The 16,351-nt window shown below is 59.2% G+C and carries 17 protein-coding genes; 12 read left to right on the top strand and 5 right to left on the bottom strand.

Annotation, left to right across the window (positions count from 1 at the left end; all coding sequences use genetic code 11):
* Positions 1-31: 31 nt before the first annotated feature.
* The 12 genes from E4656_RS15710 (at position 32) to E4656_RS15655 (ending at position 10,070) form a co-directional block, all read left to right on the top strand.
* Positions 32-817: a ParA family protein gene (locus E4656_RS15710; protein WP_135484258.1), complete on the top strand. Its 786-nt coding sequence runs from the start codon at positions 32-34 to the stop codon at positions 815-817.
* Positions 818-836: 19 nt separating this feature from the next.
* On the top strand, positions 837-1,760 hold the full coding sequence (locus tag E4656_RS15705) for a ParB/RepB/Spo0J family partition protein (protein WP_135484257.1): 924 nt from the start codon (positions 837-839) through the stop codon (positions 1,758-1,760).
* 23 nt (positions 1,761-1,783) lie between these two features.
* A complete protein-coding gene (locus E4656_RS15700; protein WP_135484256.1) occupies positions 1,784-2,302 on the top strand; it encodes an ATP synthase subunit I in 519 nt (172 codons plus the stop codon).
* Between the two features lie 7 nt (positions 2,303-2,309).
* On the top strand, positions 2,310-3,143 hold the full coding sequence (atpB, locus tag E4656_RS15695; protein WP_135484255.1) for a F0F1 ATP synthase subunit A: 834 nt from the start codon (positions 2,310-2,312) through the stop codon (positions 3,141-3,143).
* A 96-nt stretch (positions 3,144-3,239) separates the two neighbouring features.
* Positions 3,240-3,464, top strand: a complete 225-nt coding sequence (gene atpE, locus E4656_RS15690; protein ID WP_135484254.1) for a F0F1 ATP synthase subunit C — start codon at positions 3,240-3,242, stop codon at positions 3,462-3,464.
* A 76-nt stretch (positions 3,465-3,540) separates the two neighbouring features.
* Entirely contained in the window at positions 3,541-4,011 is a 471-nt protein-coding gene (locus E4656_RS15685; protein WP_135484253.1) for a F0F1 ATP synthase subunit B, read from the top strand.
* 12 nt (positions 4,012-4,023) lie between these two features.
* Complete coding sequence (locus E4656_RS15680) at positions 4,024-4,560, top strand: F0F1 ATP synthase subunit delta (RefSeq protein ID WP_135484252.1); 537 nt, start codon at positions 4,024-4,026, stop codon at positions 4,558-4,560.
* Between the two features lie 14 nt (positions 4,561-4,574).
* Positions 4,575-6,116 (top strand): F0F1 ATP synthase subunit alpha, encoded by a 1,542-nt coding sequence (atpA, locus tag E4656_RS15675; protein WP_135484251.1) that lies wholly within the window; start codon positions 4,575-4,577, stop codon positions 6,114-6,116.
* A gap of 54 nt (positions 6,117-6,170) precedes the next feature.
* Entirely contained in the window at positions 6,171-7,040 is an 870-nt protein-coding gene (atpG, locus tag E4656_RS15670) for a F0F1 ATP synthase subunit gamma (RefSeq protein WP_135484250.1), read from the top strand.
* A gap of 27 nt (positions 7,041-7,067) precedes the next feature.
* Entirely contained in the window at positions 7,068-8,474 is a 1,407-nt protein-coding gene (atpD, locus tag E4656_RS15665) for a F0F1 ATP synthase subunit beta (RefSeq protein WP_135484249.1), read from the top strand.
* A 21-nt stretch (positions 8,475-8,495) separates the two neighbouring features.
* Positions 8,496-8,921 (top strand): F0F1 ATP synthase subunit epsilon, encoded by a 426-nt coding sequence (locus E4656_RS15660; RefSeq protein WP_135484248.1) that lies wholly within the window; start codon positions 8,496-8,498, stop codon positions 8,919-8,921.
* 177 nt (positions 8,922-9,098) lie between these two features.
* Positions 9,099-10,070: a LysR family transcriptional regulator gene (locus E4656_RS15655; protein WP_135484247.1), complete on the top strand. Its 972-nt coding sequence runs from the start codon at positions 9,099-9,101 to the stop codon at positions 10,068-10,070.
* On the opposite strand, the gene mdlC is transcribed toward E4656_RS15655, so the two are convergent.
* The 5 genes from mdlC to E4656_RS15630 all read right to left on the bottom strand — a co-directional run bounded on the left by mdlC (position 10,067) and on the right by E4656_RS15630 (position 16,144).
* Positions 10,067-11,653: a benzoylformate decarboxylase gene (gene mdlC, locus E4656_RS15650; protein ID WP_135484246.1), complete on the bottom strand. Its 1,587-nt coding sequence runs from the start codon at positions 11,651-11,653 to the stop codon at positions 10,067-10,069. The two genes, E4656_RS15655 and mdlC, sit on opposite strands and share 4 nt — an antisense overlap.
* Before the next feature lie 14 nt (positions 11,654-11,667).
* The gene (locus E4656_RS15645) at positions 11,668-12,966 is read right to left on the bottom strand and encodes a TRAP transporter large permease (protein WP_205849242.1); all 1,299 of its coding nucleotides are present in this window, start codon (positions 12,964-12,966) and stop codon (positions 11,668-11,670) included.
* A complete protein-coding gene (locus tag E4656_RS15640) occupies positions 12,966-13,505 on the bottom strand; it encodes a TRAP transporter small permease (RefSeq protein WP_135484244.1) in 540 nt (179 codons plus the stop codon). The genes E4656_RS15645 and E4656_RS15640 overlap by 1 nt, the downstream gene beginning before the upstream one ends.
* Positions 13,506-13,570: 65 nt before the next feature.
* Positions 13,571-14,605 (bottom strand): TRAP transporter substrate-binding protein, encoded by a 1,035-nt coding sequence (locus E4656_RS15635; RefSeq protein ID WP_135484243.1) that lies wholly within the window; start codon positions 14,603-14,605, stop codon positions 13,571-13,573.
* A gap of 87 nt (positions 14,606-14,692) precedes the next feature.
* Entirely contained in the window at positions 14,693-16,144 is a 1,452-nt protein-coding gene (locus E4656_RS15630) for an aldehyde dehydrogenase (RefSeq protein WP_135484242.1), read from the bottom strand.
* Positions 16,145-16,351 lie beyond the last annotated feature (207 nt).

The raw sequence follows: 16,351 nt of genomic DNA, 5'->3' as shown, positions 1-16,351 counted from the left end.
AGCTGTGCTGGCAGGCAACCGGAGTGAATGCATGAAAAAGATCATTGCCGTCACCAACCAGAAGGGTGGCGTGGGCAAAACCACGACGGCGATCAACCTCGCGGCCTCTCTGGTGGCCACCAAACGCAAGGTGCTGCTGGTGGACCTGGATCCTCAGGGCAACGCCACCATGGGCAGCGGTATCGACAAGAACGATATTGAACACCATCTCTACCATGTGCTGATCGAAGAGATGCCGGTGGCCCGGGTGCTGAAACAGGCCCCGGAAGGCCTGTACGATGTGCTGCCCTCCAACAGCGATGTAACAGCCGCCGAGGTGGAGTTGCTCAGCATGCCGCAGCGGGAACGGCGCCTGACCAATGCGCTGACCCCGATTCAGGACCAGTACGATGTCATCATTCTCGATTGCCCGCCGTCACTGAACATGCTGACGGTCAATGCGCTGACAGCGGCTGATGGCGTGCTGATTCCGGTGCAGTGCGAGTATTTCGCCCTTGAGGGCATTGCTGCCCTGCTCGAAACCATCGAGCAGATCAAGGCCGAGATCAATCCGCGGCTGACCGTCGAGGGGGTGCTGCGTACCATGTACGATGCGCGCACCAGCCTGACCAATGATGTGTCCAATGAGCTGAAGAACCATTTCGGGGCAACGCTGTATCGCACCGTGATTCCGCGCAATATACGCGTGGCCGAGGCGCCGTCTTACGGCCTGCCGGTCATGCATTACGACCAGTCTTCACGCGGGGCACTGTCCTATCTGGCCCTGGCCGGCGAGATGATACGCCGCCAGGAAGATGCGCCGGAACCACAGGCCTGAACAGGGAAACACTGACGTTATGGCAAGCAGAAAACGGGGGCTGGGCAAGGGCCTGAGCAGTCTGATCAGTCAACCGGCGGTGTCCGTGGAAGCGGGCGAGCACGAGCCGGCCACGCCGTCCGCCGACGCCCTGCCATCAACGCGCGAGCAGGCACCATCGGACTTGCGCTACCTGGCGATCGACCAGCTGCAGCCCGGCCAATATCAGCCGCGCCGCGACATGGGGCCGGAAGGTCTGGAAGAGCTGGCCGCCTCTATTCGCTCGCAGGGCATTATCGAGCCCATCGTCGTGCGCCCGATTACCAGCAGCCGCTTCGAGATCATCGCCGGTGAGCGGCGCTGGCGCGCCGCCCGCATGGCGGGCCTGGAGCATATTCCCGCCGTGATCAGGTCGGTCAGCGACGAAGACGCCATTGCCATGGCGCTGATCGAGAATATCCAGCGCGAAGATCTCAACCCGGTGGAAGAAGCCACGGCGCTGATGCGGCTGCAGAAGGAATTCGACCTGACCCAGCAGGAAGTGGCCGACATCGTGGGCAAAAACCGGGCTACGGTGGCGAACCTGCTGCGTCTGCTCAACCTGAGCCCGGAAGTGCGGCGCATGCTGGAGCAGGGTGATCTGGAAATGGGTCACGCCCGCGCCCTGCTCAGCCTGAGCGGTGATACCCAGGACAGCACCGCCCGGGAAGTCGTGGCGCGCGCCCTCAACGTGCGTCAGACCGAACAGCTGGTGCGCCAGGTTGCCGAAGGCCGGGCCGGGGGCAAGAAATCCGCTGCCGACAAGCCGGCAGTGGATGCCAATATCCGCAAACTGGAAGAAACACTGGCCACCCGGATCGGCGCGCCGGTGGCGATTCAGCACAAGGCCAGCGGCAAGGGGTCGCTGGTGATTCGCTACAGCAATCTGGATGAACTGGACGGTATTCTGAATCACCTCAAGTAGGCCGCGTGACCAGGGGCCGGCCAGTGGTCAATGAAATCACAACGGAAATTCAATCAATGGTTGATGCGCCCCCACCTTATCCCTATACTTTGCCGCGTTTTCGCGGATATTCGGCGTTTTCGGTGGCGACAGACGGGCAGGCGGCAGAAACCACAATTTTTAAACGCTACATGATCAGGGGCCTGTTGCTCGAGGCCGGAGTGATCCTGATTGCAGCTGCCCTATTCAGTCTCGTCTCTCCTGCTGTCGGACAGGCCGTCCTGTTGGGCGGTCTTGTCTACGCGGTACCGCACGGATTGTTTACTCTGATGAGTCTGCGACACATCGGGGATACCCAGTCCGCCCGCCTTCTGATGTCACTGGCCGTGGGTTTTTTCGGCAAGCTGGTGTTCATCGCCCTGGCGCTGGGTCTGATATTTACAGGCGAGATGGAGGTCTCCGGGCTGCCGCTGATGCTGGCGCTGGTGATCTTCTACCTTTTTGGCCTGATATTGACCGGTTTCCTAAGTTCAAAGGCTGCTGCGGCAGCAGAAGAGGCATAAACCAACCATGGCATACGAGAACCCTTCTGAGTATATCAATCACCACCTCACCAACCTGACCTACGGGCGCCACCCGGACCTGGGCTGGAAGCTGGCTGAGAGTGGCTCCGAAGCGGCCGAGATGGGCTTCATGTCCATTCATGTCGATTCCATGATGTGGAGTATCGGTCTGGGCGCCCTGTTCCTGTTTCTGTTCTGGCGCGCGGGCAGGAAAGCCACCAGTGATCAGCCGGGCGGTTTCCAGAATGCCATCGAGATGATCCTGGAATTCATCGATGACACCGTCAAACAGGTGTTTCACGGCAAGACCGGTCCGCTCGGCCCGATCGCCCTGACCATCTTCATGTGGGTGCTACTGATGAACTCGATGAAGCTGGTGCCGGTGGATCTGGTGCCCTTCACGCTGGAACAGTTCGGCGTCGGCTATCAGAAAATTGCCCCCACCACCAACCCCAACGTGACGCTCGGCATGGCCACCTTCGTGCTGATGATGGTGGTGTACTACTCCTTCAAGGTGAAAGGCTTCGGGTTTATCAAGGAGCTCTGCTTCACGCCGTTCAACCACTGGCTCTTCATTCCGGTCAACCTGTTCATGGAACTGGTCGGTCTGCTCTCCAAGCCGCTCAGCCTCGGTCTGCGTCTGTTCGGCAACATGTATGCCGGGGAGATGATCTTCATTCTGATCGCGCTGATGTTCAGCGCCGGCTTCCTGCTGTGGCCACTGGCCGGCGGGCTGCAATTCATCTGGGCGGTATTCCATATTCTGGTGGTGTCGCTGCAGGCCTTTATTTTCATGGTGCTGACGGTGGTGTATATCGCCATGGCACACGAGGATCACTGATCGGGCTGAAGCCGGGTCGTGTCGGGGTGCCGCAGGGCGGCACTCAAACGTTTTAACTTTAAACTTCGCAAACTACTGACAATCTGGGAGACAATCATGGATATGGTATATCTGACTGTTGCAATCATCATGGGCCTGGGCGCTGTATCGGCTCCGTTCTCCATCAGCCTGCTGGGCAGCAAGCTGCTGGAAACCTCTGCCCGTCAGCCTGAACTGGCGCCGGCTCTGCAGACCAAGTTCTTCATCATCGCTGGTCTGGTTGAGGCTCTGCCGATTATCGGTGTGGGTATTTCCATGTACCTGATCTTCGTTGTTGCTTAAGACAGAGTTGCACACACACCGGTGAGCGCCTGTCAGCGCTCACTACGCGTAACTCAACAGCAAACGAGGTGAAGGCGTGAATTTCAACCTGACATTTATCGGACAAATCATCACCTTTGGTGTGTTCGTCTGGTTTTGCGCCCGCTTCGTATGGCCGCCGCTTATGCAGGCCATGCAGGAACGCCAGAAAAAAATCGCTGATGGCCTGAATGCGGCCGATCGAGCAGCGAAAGATCTGGAGCTGGCACAAGACAATGCCGCCGAGAAACTGCGCGAAGCCAAGGAACAGGCTGCTTCCATTGTTGAGCAGGCCAATCGTCGCGCCAGCAAGATCGTCGAAGAGGCCAAGGCGGATGCCCGGGCCGAAGGCGATCGTCTGCGCAAGGCCACTCAGGAAGAGATCGAGCATGAACGCAACCAGGCCCGCGAAGCACTGCGTGCCCAGGTTGCGGTTCTGGCTTTGGCGGGCGCCGAAAAGGTGGTGGACGCATCGGTGGATGAGAAAGTCCACAACGAGATGTTACAGAAGCTGGCATCGGAACTTTAAGGGGGCGACGCTATGGCGGAACTGAGCACATTGGCGCGACCCTATGCGAAAGCAGCGTTCGACGCAGCCCAGGCGGGTAAGAACCTGTCGGGCTGGTCGGCCATGTTGCGTTCTCTGGCGACCGTCCTGTCACTGCCGGCCGTGCAGGCCCTGGCTGAAAATGCCAGCCTGAGCAGTGCGGAGAAGGTCAGGCGACTGGCAGATCTCTGCCGGGAAGACATTGCCGAGGGGGGTGAGAACCTGTTGCAGATGATGGCGGAAAACAACCGTCTGACTCTGATGCCCGCCGTATTCGAGCAATTCGAGACCCTGCGTCTGGCGGCCGAAGAGACGGCGGACGTAACCATCTCCTCTGCCTTCGCACTGACCGATGAACAGATCACTCTCCTGCGAGACAAACTCACCGCCCGTCTTGGCCACAAGGTATCGATTTCCACCGAGGTGGATCAATCCCTGAAGGCCGGTGCCATTATCCGTTATGGTGATACTGTCATCGACGGTTCGGCCCGCGGACGGCTGGTGAAACTGGCAGAAGCGATGAATTCCTAATTGAGGGAAACAGCATGCAGCAATTAAATCCTTCAGAAATCAGTGAAGTGATTCGCAAGCGCATAGAAGGGCTTGATGTCACTTCCGAAGCCAAGAATGAAGGCACCATCGTCTCCGTTTCCGACGGTATCGTGCGTGTGCACGGCCTGGCTGACGTGATGTACGGTGAAATGATCGCCTTCCAGGACGGTCTCTTTGGTATGGCCCTGAACCTGGAGCGCGACTCTGTCGGTGCCGTGGTTCTGGGTGACTACAAGAGCCTGGCCGAAGGCCAGAAATGTCATTGTACCGGCCGCATCCTGGAAGTGCCGGTGGGCACCGAACTGCTGGGTCGTGTACTCGACGGCCTGGGCAACCCCATCGACGGCAAGGGCGACCTGAACAACAAGCAGACCGACGCGCTGGAAAAAGTGGCGCCCGGCGTTATTGCCCGCCAGTCGGTCGACCAGCCCCTGCAGACCGGCTACAAGGCCGTTGACTCCATGGTGCCGATCGGTCGCGGTCAGCGCGAGCTGATCATCGGTGACCGTCAGACCGGCAAGACCGCGCTGGCTGTCGATGCGATCATCAACCAGAAAGGCACCGGCATCAAGTGTGTCTATGTGGCGATCGGCCAGAAGCAGTCCACCATTGCCAACGTGGTGCGCAAGCTGGAAGAGCATGGCGCGATGGAGCACACCATCATCGTCGCCGCTTCGGCGTCCGATCCCGCCTCCATGCAGTTCCTGGCGCCGTATGCCGGCTGCACCATGGGTGAGTATTTCCGCGATCGCGGCGAAGACGCCCTGATCGTCTTTGACGATCTGACCAAGCAGGCCTGGGCCTACCGCCAGATTTCCCTGCTGCTGCGTCGTCCGCCGGGCCGTGAAGCCTATCCGGGTGATGTTTTCTACCTGCACTCACGTCTGCTCGAGCGCGCTTCCCGGATCAATGCCGAAGAAGTGGAAAAGCTGACCAATGGCGAAGTGAAGGGCAAGACCGGTTCGCTGACCGCGCTGCCGATCATCGAGACTCAGGGTGGCGACGTATCGGCTTTCGTACCGACCAACGTTATCTCCATCACCGATGGTCAGATCTTCCTCGAAACCGATCTGTTCAACTCCGGTATTCGTCCTGCGATGAACGCGGGTATCTCCGTATCGCGGGTGGGTGGTTCGGCCCAGGCCAAGATCGTCAAGAAGCTGTCCGGTGGTATCCGTACCGCGCTGGCGCAGTATCGTGAGCTGGCAGCCTTCTCCCAGTTCGCTTCCGATCTGGACGAAGCGACCAAGGCCCAGTTGCAGCACGGTGAGCGTGTCACCGAGCTGATGAAGCAGGCTCAGTACAAGCCATTGAGCATTGCGCAGATGGCGATCTCGATCTTTGCGGCCAACGAAGGCCACCTGAAGGATGTTGAAGTCAGCGACATTGGCGCCTTTGAAGCAGAACTGCATGAATACATGCAGGAGAACCATGGCGACCTGATGCAGGAAATTGTCGAGACCGGCAAGTTTGATGATGCCGTTCAGTCTGCATTCAAGGAAGCCCTGGAGAAGTTCAAGGCGTCCCGAAACTGATGTGCCGGAGCCGCACGGGCGTGCGGCTCCGCTTCAACTGAGGCGACATAAGTTATGGCAGCCGGAAAAGAGATTCGCTCCAAAATAGGGAGCATCAAGAACACACAGAAGATCACTTCGGCCATGGAAATGGTGGCGGCGAGCAAAACGCGCAAAGCGCAGGATCGCATGAAAGCCACCAAACCCTACGCCGAGCGGATGCGCACCGTGATTGGCCATGTGGCCAATGCAGATACGGATTACAACTACACGCACCCCTACCTGGAACAGCGGGAAGTGCAGCGTGTCGGTTATATCGTTGTGTCGACGGATCGCGGTCTCTGCGGTGGTCTGAACGTGAACATGTTCAAGGCCGCACTGAAGTCGGTACTCGAGTGGAAGGGCCAGAATGTCGAAATCGAAGTCTGTGCCATCGGCAAGAAAGGCGTCGGCTTCTTCCGCAAGTCAGGTATTCCTGTCGTTGGCGCGACCAGCGGCCTGGGCGACAGGCCTGAAGTAAAAGACATCATCGGTACTGCCCAGATCATGCTGGACAAGTATGCGGCAGGCGAAATTGACCGTATCTACCTGGTCGGCAACGAGTTCGTCAACACCATGGTGCAGGTGCCCAGGGTGGAGCAGTTGCTGCCGCTGGTGCCGGGCGACGACAGTACCAAACGCAGCAATGTGTGGGACTACATCTATGAGCCCGATGCACGCGAGCTGCTGGACAAGATGTTTGATCGTTATATCGAGGCCCTGGTGTACCAGGCAGTGGTTGAGAACCTGGCCTGCGAGCAGTCTGCGCGCATGATGGCCATGAAGAACGCCACCGACAATGCCGGTAACCTGATGGAAGAGCTGGAGCTGGTCTACAACAAGGCCCGCCAGGCAGCCATTACCCAGGAGCTCGGGGAAATCGTGAGCGGCGCGGCTGCGGTCTGATGAATTCAGGATTGAGAGGAAATAGCAATGAGTAGCGGAAAGATCGTACAGATCATCGGCGCTGTCATCGACGTGGAATTTCCACGCGACTCCGTACCCAAGGTGTATGACGCGTTGAAAGTGGCCGAAAAAGGCCTGACGCTGGAAGTTCAGCAGCAGTTGGGTGACGGCGTGGTCCGGGCTATCGCCATGGGTGCTTCCGAGGGCCTGACCCGCGGCCTGGCTGTGGACAACACCAATGAGCCCATCATGGTGCCGGTCGGCACTGCAACTCTGGGCCGCATCATGGACGTGCTGGGTGATCCGATCGACGAAAGAGGTCCGATCGGTGAACAGGAACGCATGTCCATTCACCAGAATGCACCCAGCTATGCCGAGCAGTCGCAGAGCCAGGAACTGCTGGAAACCGGTATCAAGGTTATCGACCTGATCTGCCCGTTTGCCAAGGGTGGTAAAGTCGGCCTGTTCGGCGGTGCCGGTGTGGGCAAGACGGTCAACATGCTCGAGCTGATCAACAACATCGCGCGGGAGCACAGCGGTCTGTCCGTGTTCGCGGGTGTGGGCGAGCGGACTCGGGAAGGTAACGACTTCTATCACGAGATGTCCGAAGCCGGTGTTATCCAGCTCGAGAACCTGCCCGAATCCAAGGTGGCGATGGTTTACGGCCAGATGAACGAGCCGCCGGGCAACCGTCTGCGTGTGGCGCTGACCGGCCTGACCATGGCGGAAAAGTTCCGTGACGAAGGTCGTGACGTCCTGTTCTTTGTCGACAACATCTATCGTTATACGCTGGCGGGTACCGAGGTATCGGCACTGCTGGGTCGTATGCCTTCCGCAGTAGGTTATCAGCCGACGCTGGCCGAAGAGATGGGTCAACTGCAGGAGCGGATCACTTCCACCAAGAAGGGATCCATCACCTCCGTGCAGGCCGTCTATGTGCCGGCGGATGACTTGACCGACCCGTCGCCGGCGACCACCTTCGCCCACCTGGATGCGACCGTGGTACTGAGCCGGGATATCGCCGCCCTGGGTATCTACCCGGCGGTTGACCCGCTCGACTCGACGTCTCGTCAGTTGGACCCGCTGGTCATCGGTCAGGAGCACTATGAAGTGGCCCGTGACACCCAGCAGGTGCTGCAGCGCTATAACGAGCTGAAGGACATCATTGCCATTCTGGGTATGGACGAACTGTCCGACGAAGACAAGCAGATTGTCGCCCGGGCACGCAAGATCCAGCGCTTCCTGTCACAGCCGTTCCACGTGGCCGAGGTCTTCACCGGGTCGCCGGGTGTCTATGTGTCACTGAAAGACACTATTGCCGGCTTCCAGGGTATTCTGAAGGGCGAGTACGACCACATTTCCGAGCAGTACTTCTACATGAAGGGTACTATTCAGGAAGTGATCGAGGCCTACGAGAGCAGTGAGAAGAAGTAAACCACTCACCAGGAGACAATCATGGCAATGAGCGTACATTGCGACATCGTCAGTGCCGAAGGTGAGATCTTCTCCGGGCTGGTGGAACTGCTGGTCGCCCCTGCTGCGCAGGGCGAGATCGGCATTCTGCCCAATCACGCACCGCTGCTGACCACCATTGACGCCGGGCCGATCAAGATCGTGCGTCAGGGTGGCACAGAAGAGGTCATGTACGTGTCCGGTGGCTTCCTGGAAGTCCAGCCCGATACCATTACCGTGCTGGCTGATACCATCACGCGTGGTGAAGAGCTGGATGAAGCGGCCATCGAAAAGGCCCGCGAACAGGCCAAGAAGGCGCTGCTCGAAGGCAGCCCCGACGACACCGACTACGAGATGGCAGCGGCGCGCCTGGCAGAAGCCATGGCGCAGCTGCGGGTGCTGTCCCAGATCCGGAAGTACAAGAAGTAAGGTCGAACCGTTCGACACCTCTGAAAAGCGGCCTGCGGGCCGCTTTTTTGTGGGTGTCAGAAAGCCCGCATGCGGCTGGCTATATCCGAAATATCTGTTCTGGTGTGGCTGCGCTCCTCATCCCATTGCCCGAACTGCCTGTGTGGTGTGACAATAAACAAAACAAAAGGCCGCGCCATGTCATTGCCAGATCTGAACCTTATTCGGGTGTTCGTTGTGCTGTATGAGACCGGCAGCGTGACGCAGTGTGCCCGGCGTCTGAATGTGACCCAGCCGTCTGTAAGCTATGCTTTGTCGCGCTTGCGCGACCAGTTGGATGATCGGCTGTTCGTGCGACGCCACCAGGCCATGACGCCCACCATGACGGCGCATCAGATCTATCCAGATCTGAAAGCGGCGCTGCAGACGCTGGAGACCCACCTGAACAGCCGGCATCATTTTGACCCGGCGCAGTGCAATATGCGCTTTCGTCTGGCGCTGACGGATCTGGGTGAGATGGTGTTTCTGCCGACCATTCTGAATCACTTGCAAAGTGCAGCACCTGACCTGGAGCTGGAGGTCGTACCGTTGCAGATCGAGGACGTGCCGGAGTGGCTCACGGCGGGTCAGGTGAATGCAGTAATTTGCAGTCGTCCCATCGAACTGCGCAGCCTGGAACGTCAGCCCATTGCCCGTGACCGCTACGTCTGCATGGCACGCGCGGATACCTTCGAAGAGGGTCCCATGACGCTGGAGACCTTCTCACAGCGCAAGCAGGTGGTCGTGTCCGGGGCGTCCGGGCACAGCCTGGTCGAAGACATCCTTCACCAGATGAATGTGCAACGGAAAGTGGCACTGGAAGTGCCGCACTTTTCCATACTGCCCAGCCTGTTGATGACCAGTGGGTTCATGAGCGTCCTGCCCATCCAGATCGCCAACCAGTTTGCCGCCGGCCATGATCTGGCCGTGCGATCATTGCCCTTTCAGGTGCCCGACTTCCATGTGTCCCTCTACTGGCATATCCACGCCAACCGCTCTCCAGCCCAGCACTGGTTCTGTCAGGCGGTACTGGAAGCGGTACGGTCCATGAACATACCGGAGCCGGAGGTGCTGGTATCCCGCCTGTTCGGTCAGATCGACAAGCCCACTGACTCTGGGGCGGCCCGTTAAAAGGTGGTACTCACCTCGATCAGGAAGGGTCGGTTGTTCTGCGCCATAGCCTGCTGGAACAGATACTCGAAAGTCTCGGCGTTGTGGGCCGCACCGGCTTCTACACCATAGCCTTTGGCGATGGCACAGAAGTCCAGATCGGGCACATCCAGACCGGGTGAGTCTTCGGCCCCCAGCAGGGACGCAAACCCGCGCAACGCGCCATAGGTACCGTTCTTGAGAATCACGAATATCACCGGCACCTGGTATTGGGCCGCTGACCAAAGGGCGGTGATGCCATAGTTGGCGGATCCGTCACCGATGGCAGCCACCACACGTCGCTCGGGCATGGCCAGTTGCACGCCCACGGCCGCGGGCAGGCCAAAGCCCAGACCGCCAGCCGCCGGGAAGAAATAGCTGTTGGGCTGGGTCATGTGGATTTGCGACCAGAAGGCCTCCTTGGTGGCCGTGGCTTCTTTCACATAGGACACATTGTCCGGCGCTAGCCGGTTCAACAGATGGAAGAGGTTTTCCGGATGCATGGCGCCGGGCGGATCCGGCGACAGCTCGGTCTGAGGCACGGGCTCGGGCAGCGCACGCCCGGAGAGATTCAGGGCGTCCACCAGGCCCGCCAGCCCCTGTTTCACACTGGTGACCAGGGCTTCGCCAAAGGGTGCCCGGGCCGCCTGTCTCGGGTCGCCGGTGATGTGCAGCACACGGGCACCGGCGGGCAGGTAATCACCCGGGAGGTTCTTGTGATAGCGGAATACCGGCGCCCCCGCCACCAGGATGACATCGTGACCTTCCAGATGCTCATGGATTTCCCGAATGGAAATCGGCAGCACGCCGCGGAAAGCGGGATGATTGGTGGGGAAGGGGCAGCGGGACTCCGACGGTGCCACCCAGACCGGCGCGCCCAGAGCATTGGCCAGCTCCACGGCATCGCTGTTGGCGCGCTGTGCGTCCACTTCCGGCCCCAGGACCAGCAGCGGGTTATCTGCCTGCGCCAGCACATCGGCCCAGTCTTTGAGCTGATCCGGGTGCGGTCCGGCGCCCACCTCCACGGTCCGCTGCAACAGATGGTCCATATTGGCATCGGTTTCCTCGTCCCAGTCACTATAGGGAATGGAAAGATAGGTTGGCCCCGGTGTTGGCAGCGTCGCTTCGTGAATGGCCTGACTCATGGCTCTGGGTACGTCGGAGGCCTCGGCCGGTTCAAAGCTCCACTTTACCAGCGGCAGAGGCAGTTGCGCGGCGTCCACATTGGTGAGCATGGCTTCCACCCCCATCAGGTTCCGCGCCTGCTGGCCGGCGGTGACCACCAGGGGGCTCTGGGAGTAATAGGCATTGGTCAGCGCCCCCATGGCGTTGCCCGTGCCGGCAGCGGCATGCAGGTTCACCAGGGTTGGCTGCCCGGAGGCCAGAGCATAACCGTCGGCCATGCCCATGACCACGCCTTCCTGCAGGCCCAGAATGTAACGGAAGTCACTGGGAAAGTTTTTCAGAAACGGCAGTTCGTTGGAGCCGGGGTTACCGAACATCGTGGTCATGCCGTATTTTCTCAGCAACTCATAGGTAAATGCGCGAATCGAAGTGTCGGTCATAATTCATACCACCATTACATACTGTTGGGTAACACCAGCACCAGCCACGGGAAGAGCAGCAGCAGGCCGAGGCGAACAAAATCGGACATGACAAAGGGCAATACGCCCTTGTAGACCTGGCCCAGGGTCACATTGGGTGCCACGGACCGGATGATGAAGCAGTTGATGCCTATGGGCGGGGTGATCATGCCCATTTCCACCGCCACCACGACCAGGATGCCGAACCAGATGGGGTCAAAGCCCAGGCTCTGGACCACGGGGAAGACGATGGGCACCATGAGAATGATCATGGCCATGGGATCCAGCACACAGCCCATGATGATGAACGCGGCCAGAATCAGCAGCAGGACGCCGTAGTCCCCAATGGGCAGAGACACCAGCCAACTGGTAAGCGCCTGCGGGGTCTGCGTGACCGCCAGGAAGTAGCTGAACAGCATGGCGCCAACCAGGATCATGAAAATGCTCACTGAGGTTCTAAGCGCCTCGATCAGGCATTTCACCGTAGTAGGGAAGTCCAGGCGGCCACGTACCACGCCAATGATGAAGGTACAGACGGCACCCAGAGCGGCCGCTTCCACGGGGGTGACTACCCCCAGATAGATACCACCCACCACGGCCATGAACAGCAGGATGACCGCCCACACACCGCGCAGGGAGTTGAACTTTTCACGCCAGTCCGTGCGTTCGCCCTGGGGCATGGAGTCGGGCCTGCGCCAGGCGATGATGCGAATCACGGCAATCTGCACCCCAATGGCCAGAATGCCAGGGATAATCCCCGCCACCAGCAGCTTGCCGATGTCCTGTTCGGTGAGAAACCCGTAGAGCACCAGCACCACGGACGGCGGAATCAGAATCCCCAAGGTGCCGCCGGAGGCAATAACGCCAGATGCCACACTGTTGCTGTAACCTTGGCGTTGCATCTCGGGCAGGGCCACCTTGGTCATGGTGGCGGCTGTTGCCACGGATGACCCGCAGATGGCGGCAAAGCCCCCACAGGCGGCCAGGGTCGACATGGCCATACCACCCTTGAAGCGCCCCAGCCAGGCCTGGCCCACGCGGAACAGTTCCCGGCTCATGCCAGTGGCGGTAGCGAACACGCCCATGAGAATGAACATGGGAATCAGGCTCAGGTTGTAATTGGTGACCGTGCGTATGGGCGAAGAGGCCAGAGTCGCCAGGGCCGGGTCGACACTGACCACGGCTGCAAAACCACCGAGCCCTACCAGCCCCATGGCAATACCCACGGGCACCCGCAAAAAGATCATGGTAAACAGGACGATAAAGCCCAGAATCGCAATGAGATCACGTTCCATCAGTTTGGTTCTCCAGCGTTTTCAGCGGCTTCATCGGCAATGCTTTTCTTGGCTGGCAAGCCGGCCGGATTGAACACCAGCAGCCACAAACGGGCCACGATGAGCATCACAGCGGCGGCAACACCCAGCCAGGCCATTAAGTAGAACGGCCAGACCGCAGTGCGGGTGTCCACCGTCACCTGACCGGCATCACGCACGGAACCCACATGCTTGAGCAGCATCCAGCAGAACAGACCGACAAAAATCAGAATCAGCATCTGGCCCAGAATATCCACAATGCGTTTCATCGCCGGCGGGAAACCCATATACAGCAGGTCTACCGATATGTGTTCGTCGCGCCAGGAGGCGCTGGACAATCCCCACAGCAGCGCCACGCCCAACATCAGGCTGGCAAACGCATGGGCATCAAGAATGGGTGCGCCCCACAGATAGCGGGCTGCTGCAGACACAAATACCAGCGAGGTTACTGCTGCCAGAAAGACACTGGCGATGCGCTCTACCCAGGTTGCAAACCCGTTGAGCAACTTTGTGAATGACATGATTGAAAGTGCCTCATTGGAAGTGAGGCCAGCCAGGCGAAGCTGGCTGGTCCGGCGGACGTCAGTTAGTCGCCGTACAGGGCATCAACTGCCCGCAGACGATCCGTCAGATCTTCCCAAAGGGCATCAGGATCACCGCCGTTGGCGCGTACATCCTCAGCCCAGGAAGCCTGGAGTTCGCTGGCGGCATCCACCCAGGCAGACACTTCGGAGTCGTCGGGCGTGTAGACTTCGTGGTCCGGGTTATCGATGAAGCCCTGACGTGCTTCGGCGCCCGCCGCGTTCCAGTCGCCGATCAACCGGCTGGACCATTCAGCGCTGCAATGCTCGTCCATAACAGCCTGGTCTTCAGGAGACAGGCTGTCATAGGTGTTCTGATTCATGATCAGGCCGAACACATTGACGTACAGAGGCACATCCAGGTGGTAATCCACCACATCATTGATACCGAAGGTATTCAGGCTATCCCAGGGGAAGCCGATGCCATCGGCCACACCACGGGCAATGGCCTCACGGGACTCGGGCGCGGACACCTGAACGTTACTGGCCCCCAGGCTGTTGAACATGGTGCCCACAATGCCATTGGGTGGCCGCATGTTCAGGCCGGACAGATCCTCCGGCATGACAACACGCTCACCACTCATGTGGATGGCCCCCGTGGGTTGCAGGAACAGCATGCACACCTTGGCTCCGGTCACCTCATGAGCGCCTTGCTCCTGGTACCAGTCGTGGTAGACACCGGAGGCGGCGATGGGGTCGGAGACCACAAACGGAATTTCAGCGGCCCCGGAAATGGGGAAACGACCCGTGGTGTAGCTGAGGTTGGTAAAGGAAATGTCCGAGATTCCGTCACGTGCCATATCATGGTGATCTTCCGCCGCACCCAGTTGCTGTGCGGGGTACAGCGTAAAGGTCACCGACCCGTCTGTGGCCTCGGTGATGGATTCCATCCAGGCTTCAAAGCCGCCAGTGGACAGGGGATGACTGTCGGGCAACCAGCTGGCAAAGCGCAAGTCAGCCTGGGCATTGGCAGCGGCACAGGTCAGGGTCAGCGCCCCGACGGCAAGGGATAAACACAGTTTGTTGGGCTTGAAGGGCATGGTAGTCACCTTTTCGTTGTTGTTTTACGTTTGTCGTGCGGCCATTGATGGGCGCTCAGCACCGTATCAATGTCCGTGTTAAACCGATCAAATCGGATAATGGCGCGGCCCCATCTGTATTGTCATCCAGCGCAGCTCGGTAAATTCCTCGATGCCGGCACGTCCGCCAAAACGGCCATAACCACTGGCTTTCACACCGCCAAAGGGCATCTGGGGTTCGTCGTGTACCGTGGGAGCGTTGATGTGACAGATGCCTGACTGGATCTGCTGACTCACCTTCATGGCCCGCGCAATGTCTTGGCTGAACACGGCGGCCGACAGCCCGTATTCGGTGTCATTGGCCAGGCGCAGCGCATCTTCGTCGCTCCTGGCGCGGATCACTGTCAGCAGGGGTCCGAACGACTCTTCGGTGTACAGGCGCATTCTTTCCGTTACGCCGTCTACCACGGTGGGCTGCATGATGACGCCGTCGGCCTCACCCCCGGTGGTGACACGGGCCCCCAGGCGGGTAGCATCCTTGACCAGAGCGTTCTGCTTCTCGCCGGATTCTCGGCTGATCAGGGTACCCAGGTGGTTGGATTCGTCCGTTGGATCACCCGCTTTCAGGGTCTTCACCTTGGCGGTAAGCTTCTCCACAAATTCGTCGGCTACTTTCTCGTCCACAATCACCCGCTCAGTGGACATGCAGATCTGGCCCTGATGGAAGAAGGCGCCGAAGGCAGTGGCCGCCACCGCATCGTCCAGGTTGGCATCATCCAGCACCAGCAACGGCGCCTTGCCACCCAGTTCCAGCAGCGCCGGCTTCAGGTGCTCGGCGGCTTTCTGCGCAATCAATTTGCCAATACCGGTGGAACCGGTGAAATTGACGCGACGGACCGCCGGGGCCTCGATGAGTGAGTTGACCACTTCGGCGGCGTCATCCGGGGCGTTGGTAATGCAGTTGACCTCGCCGTTGTTCAGCCCGGCGTCATGGAGCACTTCAGCGATCAGGTGATGTGTTGCCGGGCACTGCTCGGAGGCCTTGAGAATCACGGTATTGCCGCACGCCAGAGGCGTGGCGATGGCGCGAGTACCCAGGATGACCGGTGCATTCCAAGGTGCGATGCCCAGCACCACACCGCAGGGAACCCGCACACCCATGGCCATGTTGTCGGGCACATCCGAGGGAATCACGCTGCCTTGAACCTGTGTGGTCAGCGACGCCGCCTCACGCAGCATGCCGGCGGCCACCATGCAGTTGAAGCCGGACCAGGCTGGCGTAGCGCCGGTTTCCGCCACCATGCGTTCAATGAAATCACCCTGGCGGGCTTCCATCAGTTCGGCCGCTTTCAGCAACACGGCCCGGCGCTGACTGGGGCCTGTTTTCGACCAGTTGGCAAACGCCTTGTCTGCTGCCAACACGGCACTTTTGGCGTCCTCTCCATTGGCCGCCACGGCAGTCGTGACCATTTTTTCGGACAGAGGATTAGCCCGGGTGAATGTTTTCTTCTTCGTGCCCAAAGCAGATTGGCCGCCAATAAGGAGTTTCAGATCAGTCATGCTGTGCCTCTCAAGATGTTTTGAATGCAACACACTCCACAAAGGAGAAACGCGTGCGGATTTCTTGTTCTTGTGTCTGTTTTTGATCCTAGGCAGACCATATACATCAATCAAATCAATATTATTTCTATAGTAAATAGATAGTATCTATTCTATAGGGCAACATTGGGTACAGACGGGACGGGCAGTGGTATATAACGGGCGTAT

It is taken from the genome of Natronospirillum operosum (assembly GCF_004768465.1).
GTDB lineage: Bacteria > Pseudomonadota > Gammaproteobacteria > Pseudomonadales > Natronospirillaceae > Natronospirillum > Natronospirillum operosum.
The sequence above is the reverse complement of the archived record's forward strand: the minus strand, read 5'-3'. Positions and strand labels throughout refer to the sequence as shown.

What these genes read in the sequence shown, in the direction of transcription:
- E4656_RS15710 (WP_135484258.1), top strand. Translation starts at nt 32, where the DNA reads ATGAAAAAGATCATTGCCGTCACCAACCAGAAGGGTGGCGTGGGCAAA.
- E4656_RS15705 (WP_135484257.1), top strand. Translation starts at nt 837, where the DNA reads ATGGCAAGCAGAAAACGGGGGCTGGGCAAGGGCCTGAGCAGTCTGATC.
- atpB (WP_135484255.1), top strand. Translation starts at nt 2,310, where the DNA reads ATGGCATACGAGAACCCTTCTGAGTATATCAATCACCACCTCACCAAC.
- atpE (WP_135484254.1), top strand. Translation starts at nt 3,240, where the DNA reads ATGGATATGGTATATCTGACTGTTGCAATCATCATGGGCCTGGGCGCT.
- E4656_RS15680 (WP_135484252.1), top strand. Translation starts at nt 4,024, where the DNA reads ATGGCGGAACTGAGCACATTGGCGCGACCCTATGCGAAAGCAGCGTTC.
- atpA (WP_135484251.1), top strand. Translation starts at nt 4,575, where the DNA reads ATGCAGCAATTAAATCCTTCAGAAATCAGTGAAGTGATTCGCAAGCGC.
- atpG (WP_135484250.1), top strand. Translation starts at nt 6,171, where the DNA reads ATGGCAGCCGGAAAAGAGATTCGCTCCAAAATAGGGAGCATCAAGAAC.
- atpD (WP_135484249.1), top strand. Translation starts at nt 7,068, where the DNA reads ATGAGTAGCGGAAAGATCGTACAGATCATCGGCGCTGTCATCGACGTG.
- E4656_RS15660 (WP_135484248.1), top strand. Translation starts at nt 8,496, where the DNA reads ATGGCAATGAGCGTACATTGCGACATCGTCAGTGCCGAAGGTGAGATC.
- E4656_RS15655 (WP_135484247.1), top strand. Translation starts at nt 9,099, where the DNA reads ATGTCATTGCCAGATCTGAACCTTATTCGGGTGTTCGTTGTGCTGTAT.
- mdlC (WP_135484246.1), bottom strand. Translation starts at nt 11,653, where the DNA reads ATGACCGACACTTCGATTCGCGCATTTACCTATGAGTTGCTGAGAAAA.
- E4656_RS15645 (WP_205849242.1), bottom strand. Translation starts at nt 12,966, where the DNA reads ATGGAACGTGATCTCATTGCGATTCTGGGCTTTATCGTCCTGTTTACC.
- E4656_RS15640 (WP_135484244.1), bottom strand. Translation starts at nt 13,505, where the DNA reads ATGTCATTCACAAAGTTGCTCAACGGGTTTGCAACCTGGGTAGAGCGC.
- E4656_RS15635 (WP_135484243.1), bottom strand. Translation starts at nt 14,605, where the DNA reads ATGCCCTTCAAGCCCAACAAACTGTGTTTATCCCTTGCCGTCGGGGCG.
- E4656_RS15630 (WP_135484242.1), bottom strand. Translation starts at nt 16,144, where the DNA reads ATGACTGATCTGAAACTCCTTATTGGCGGCCAATCTGCTTTGGGCACG.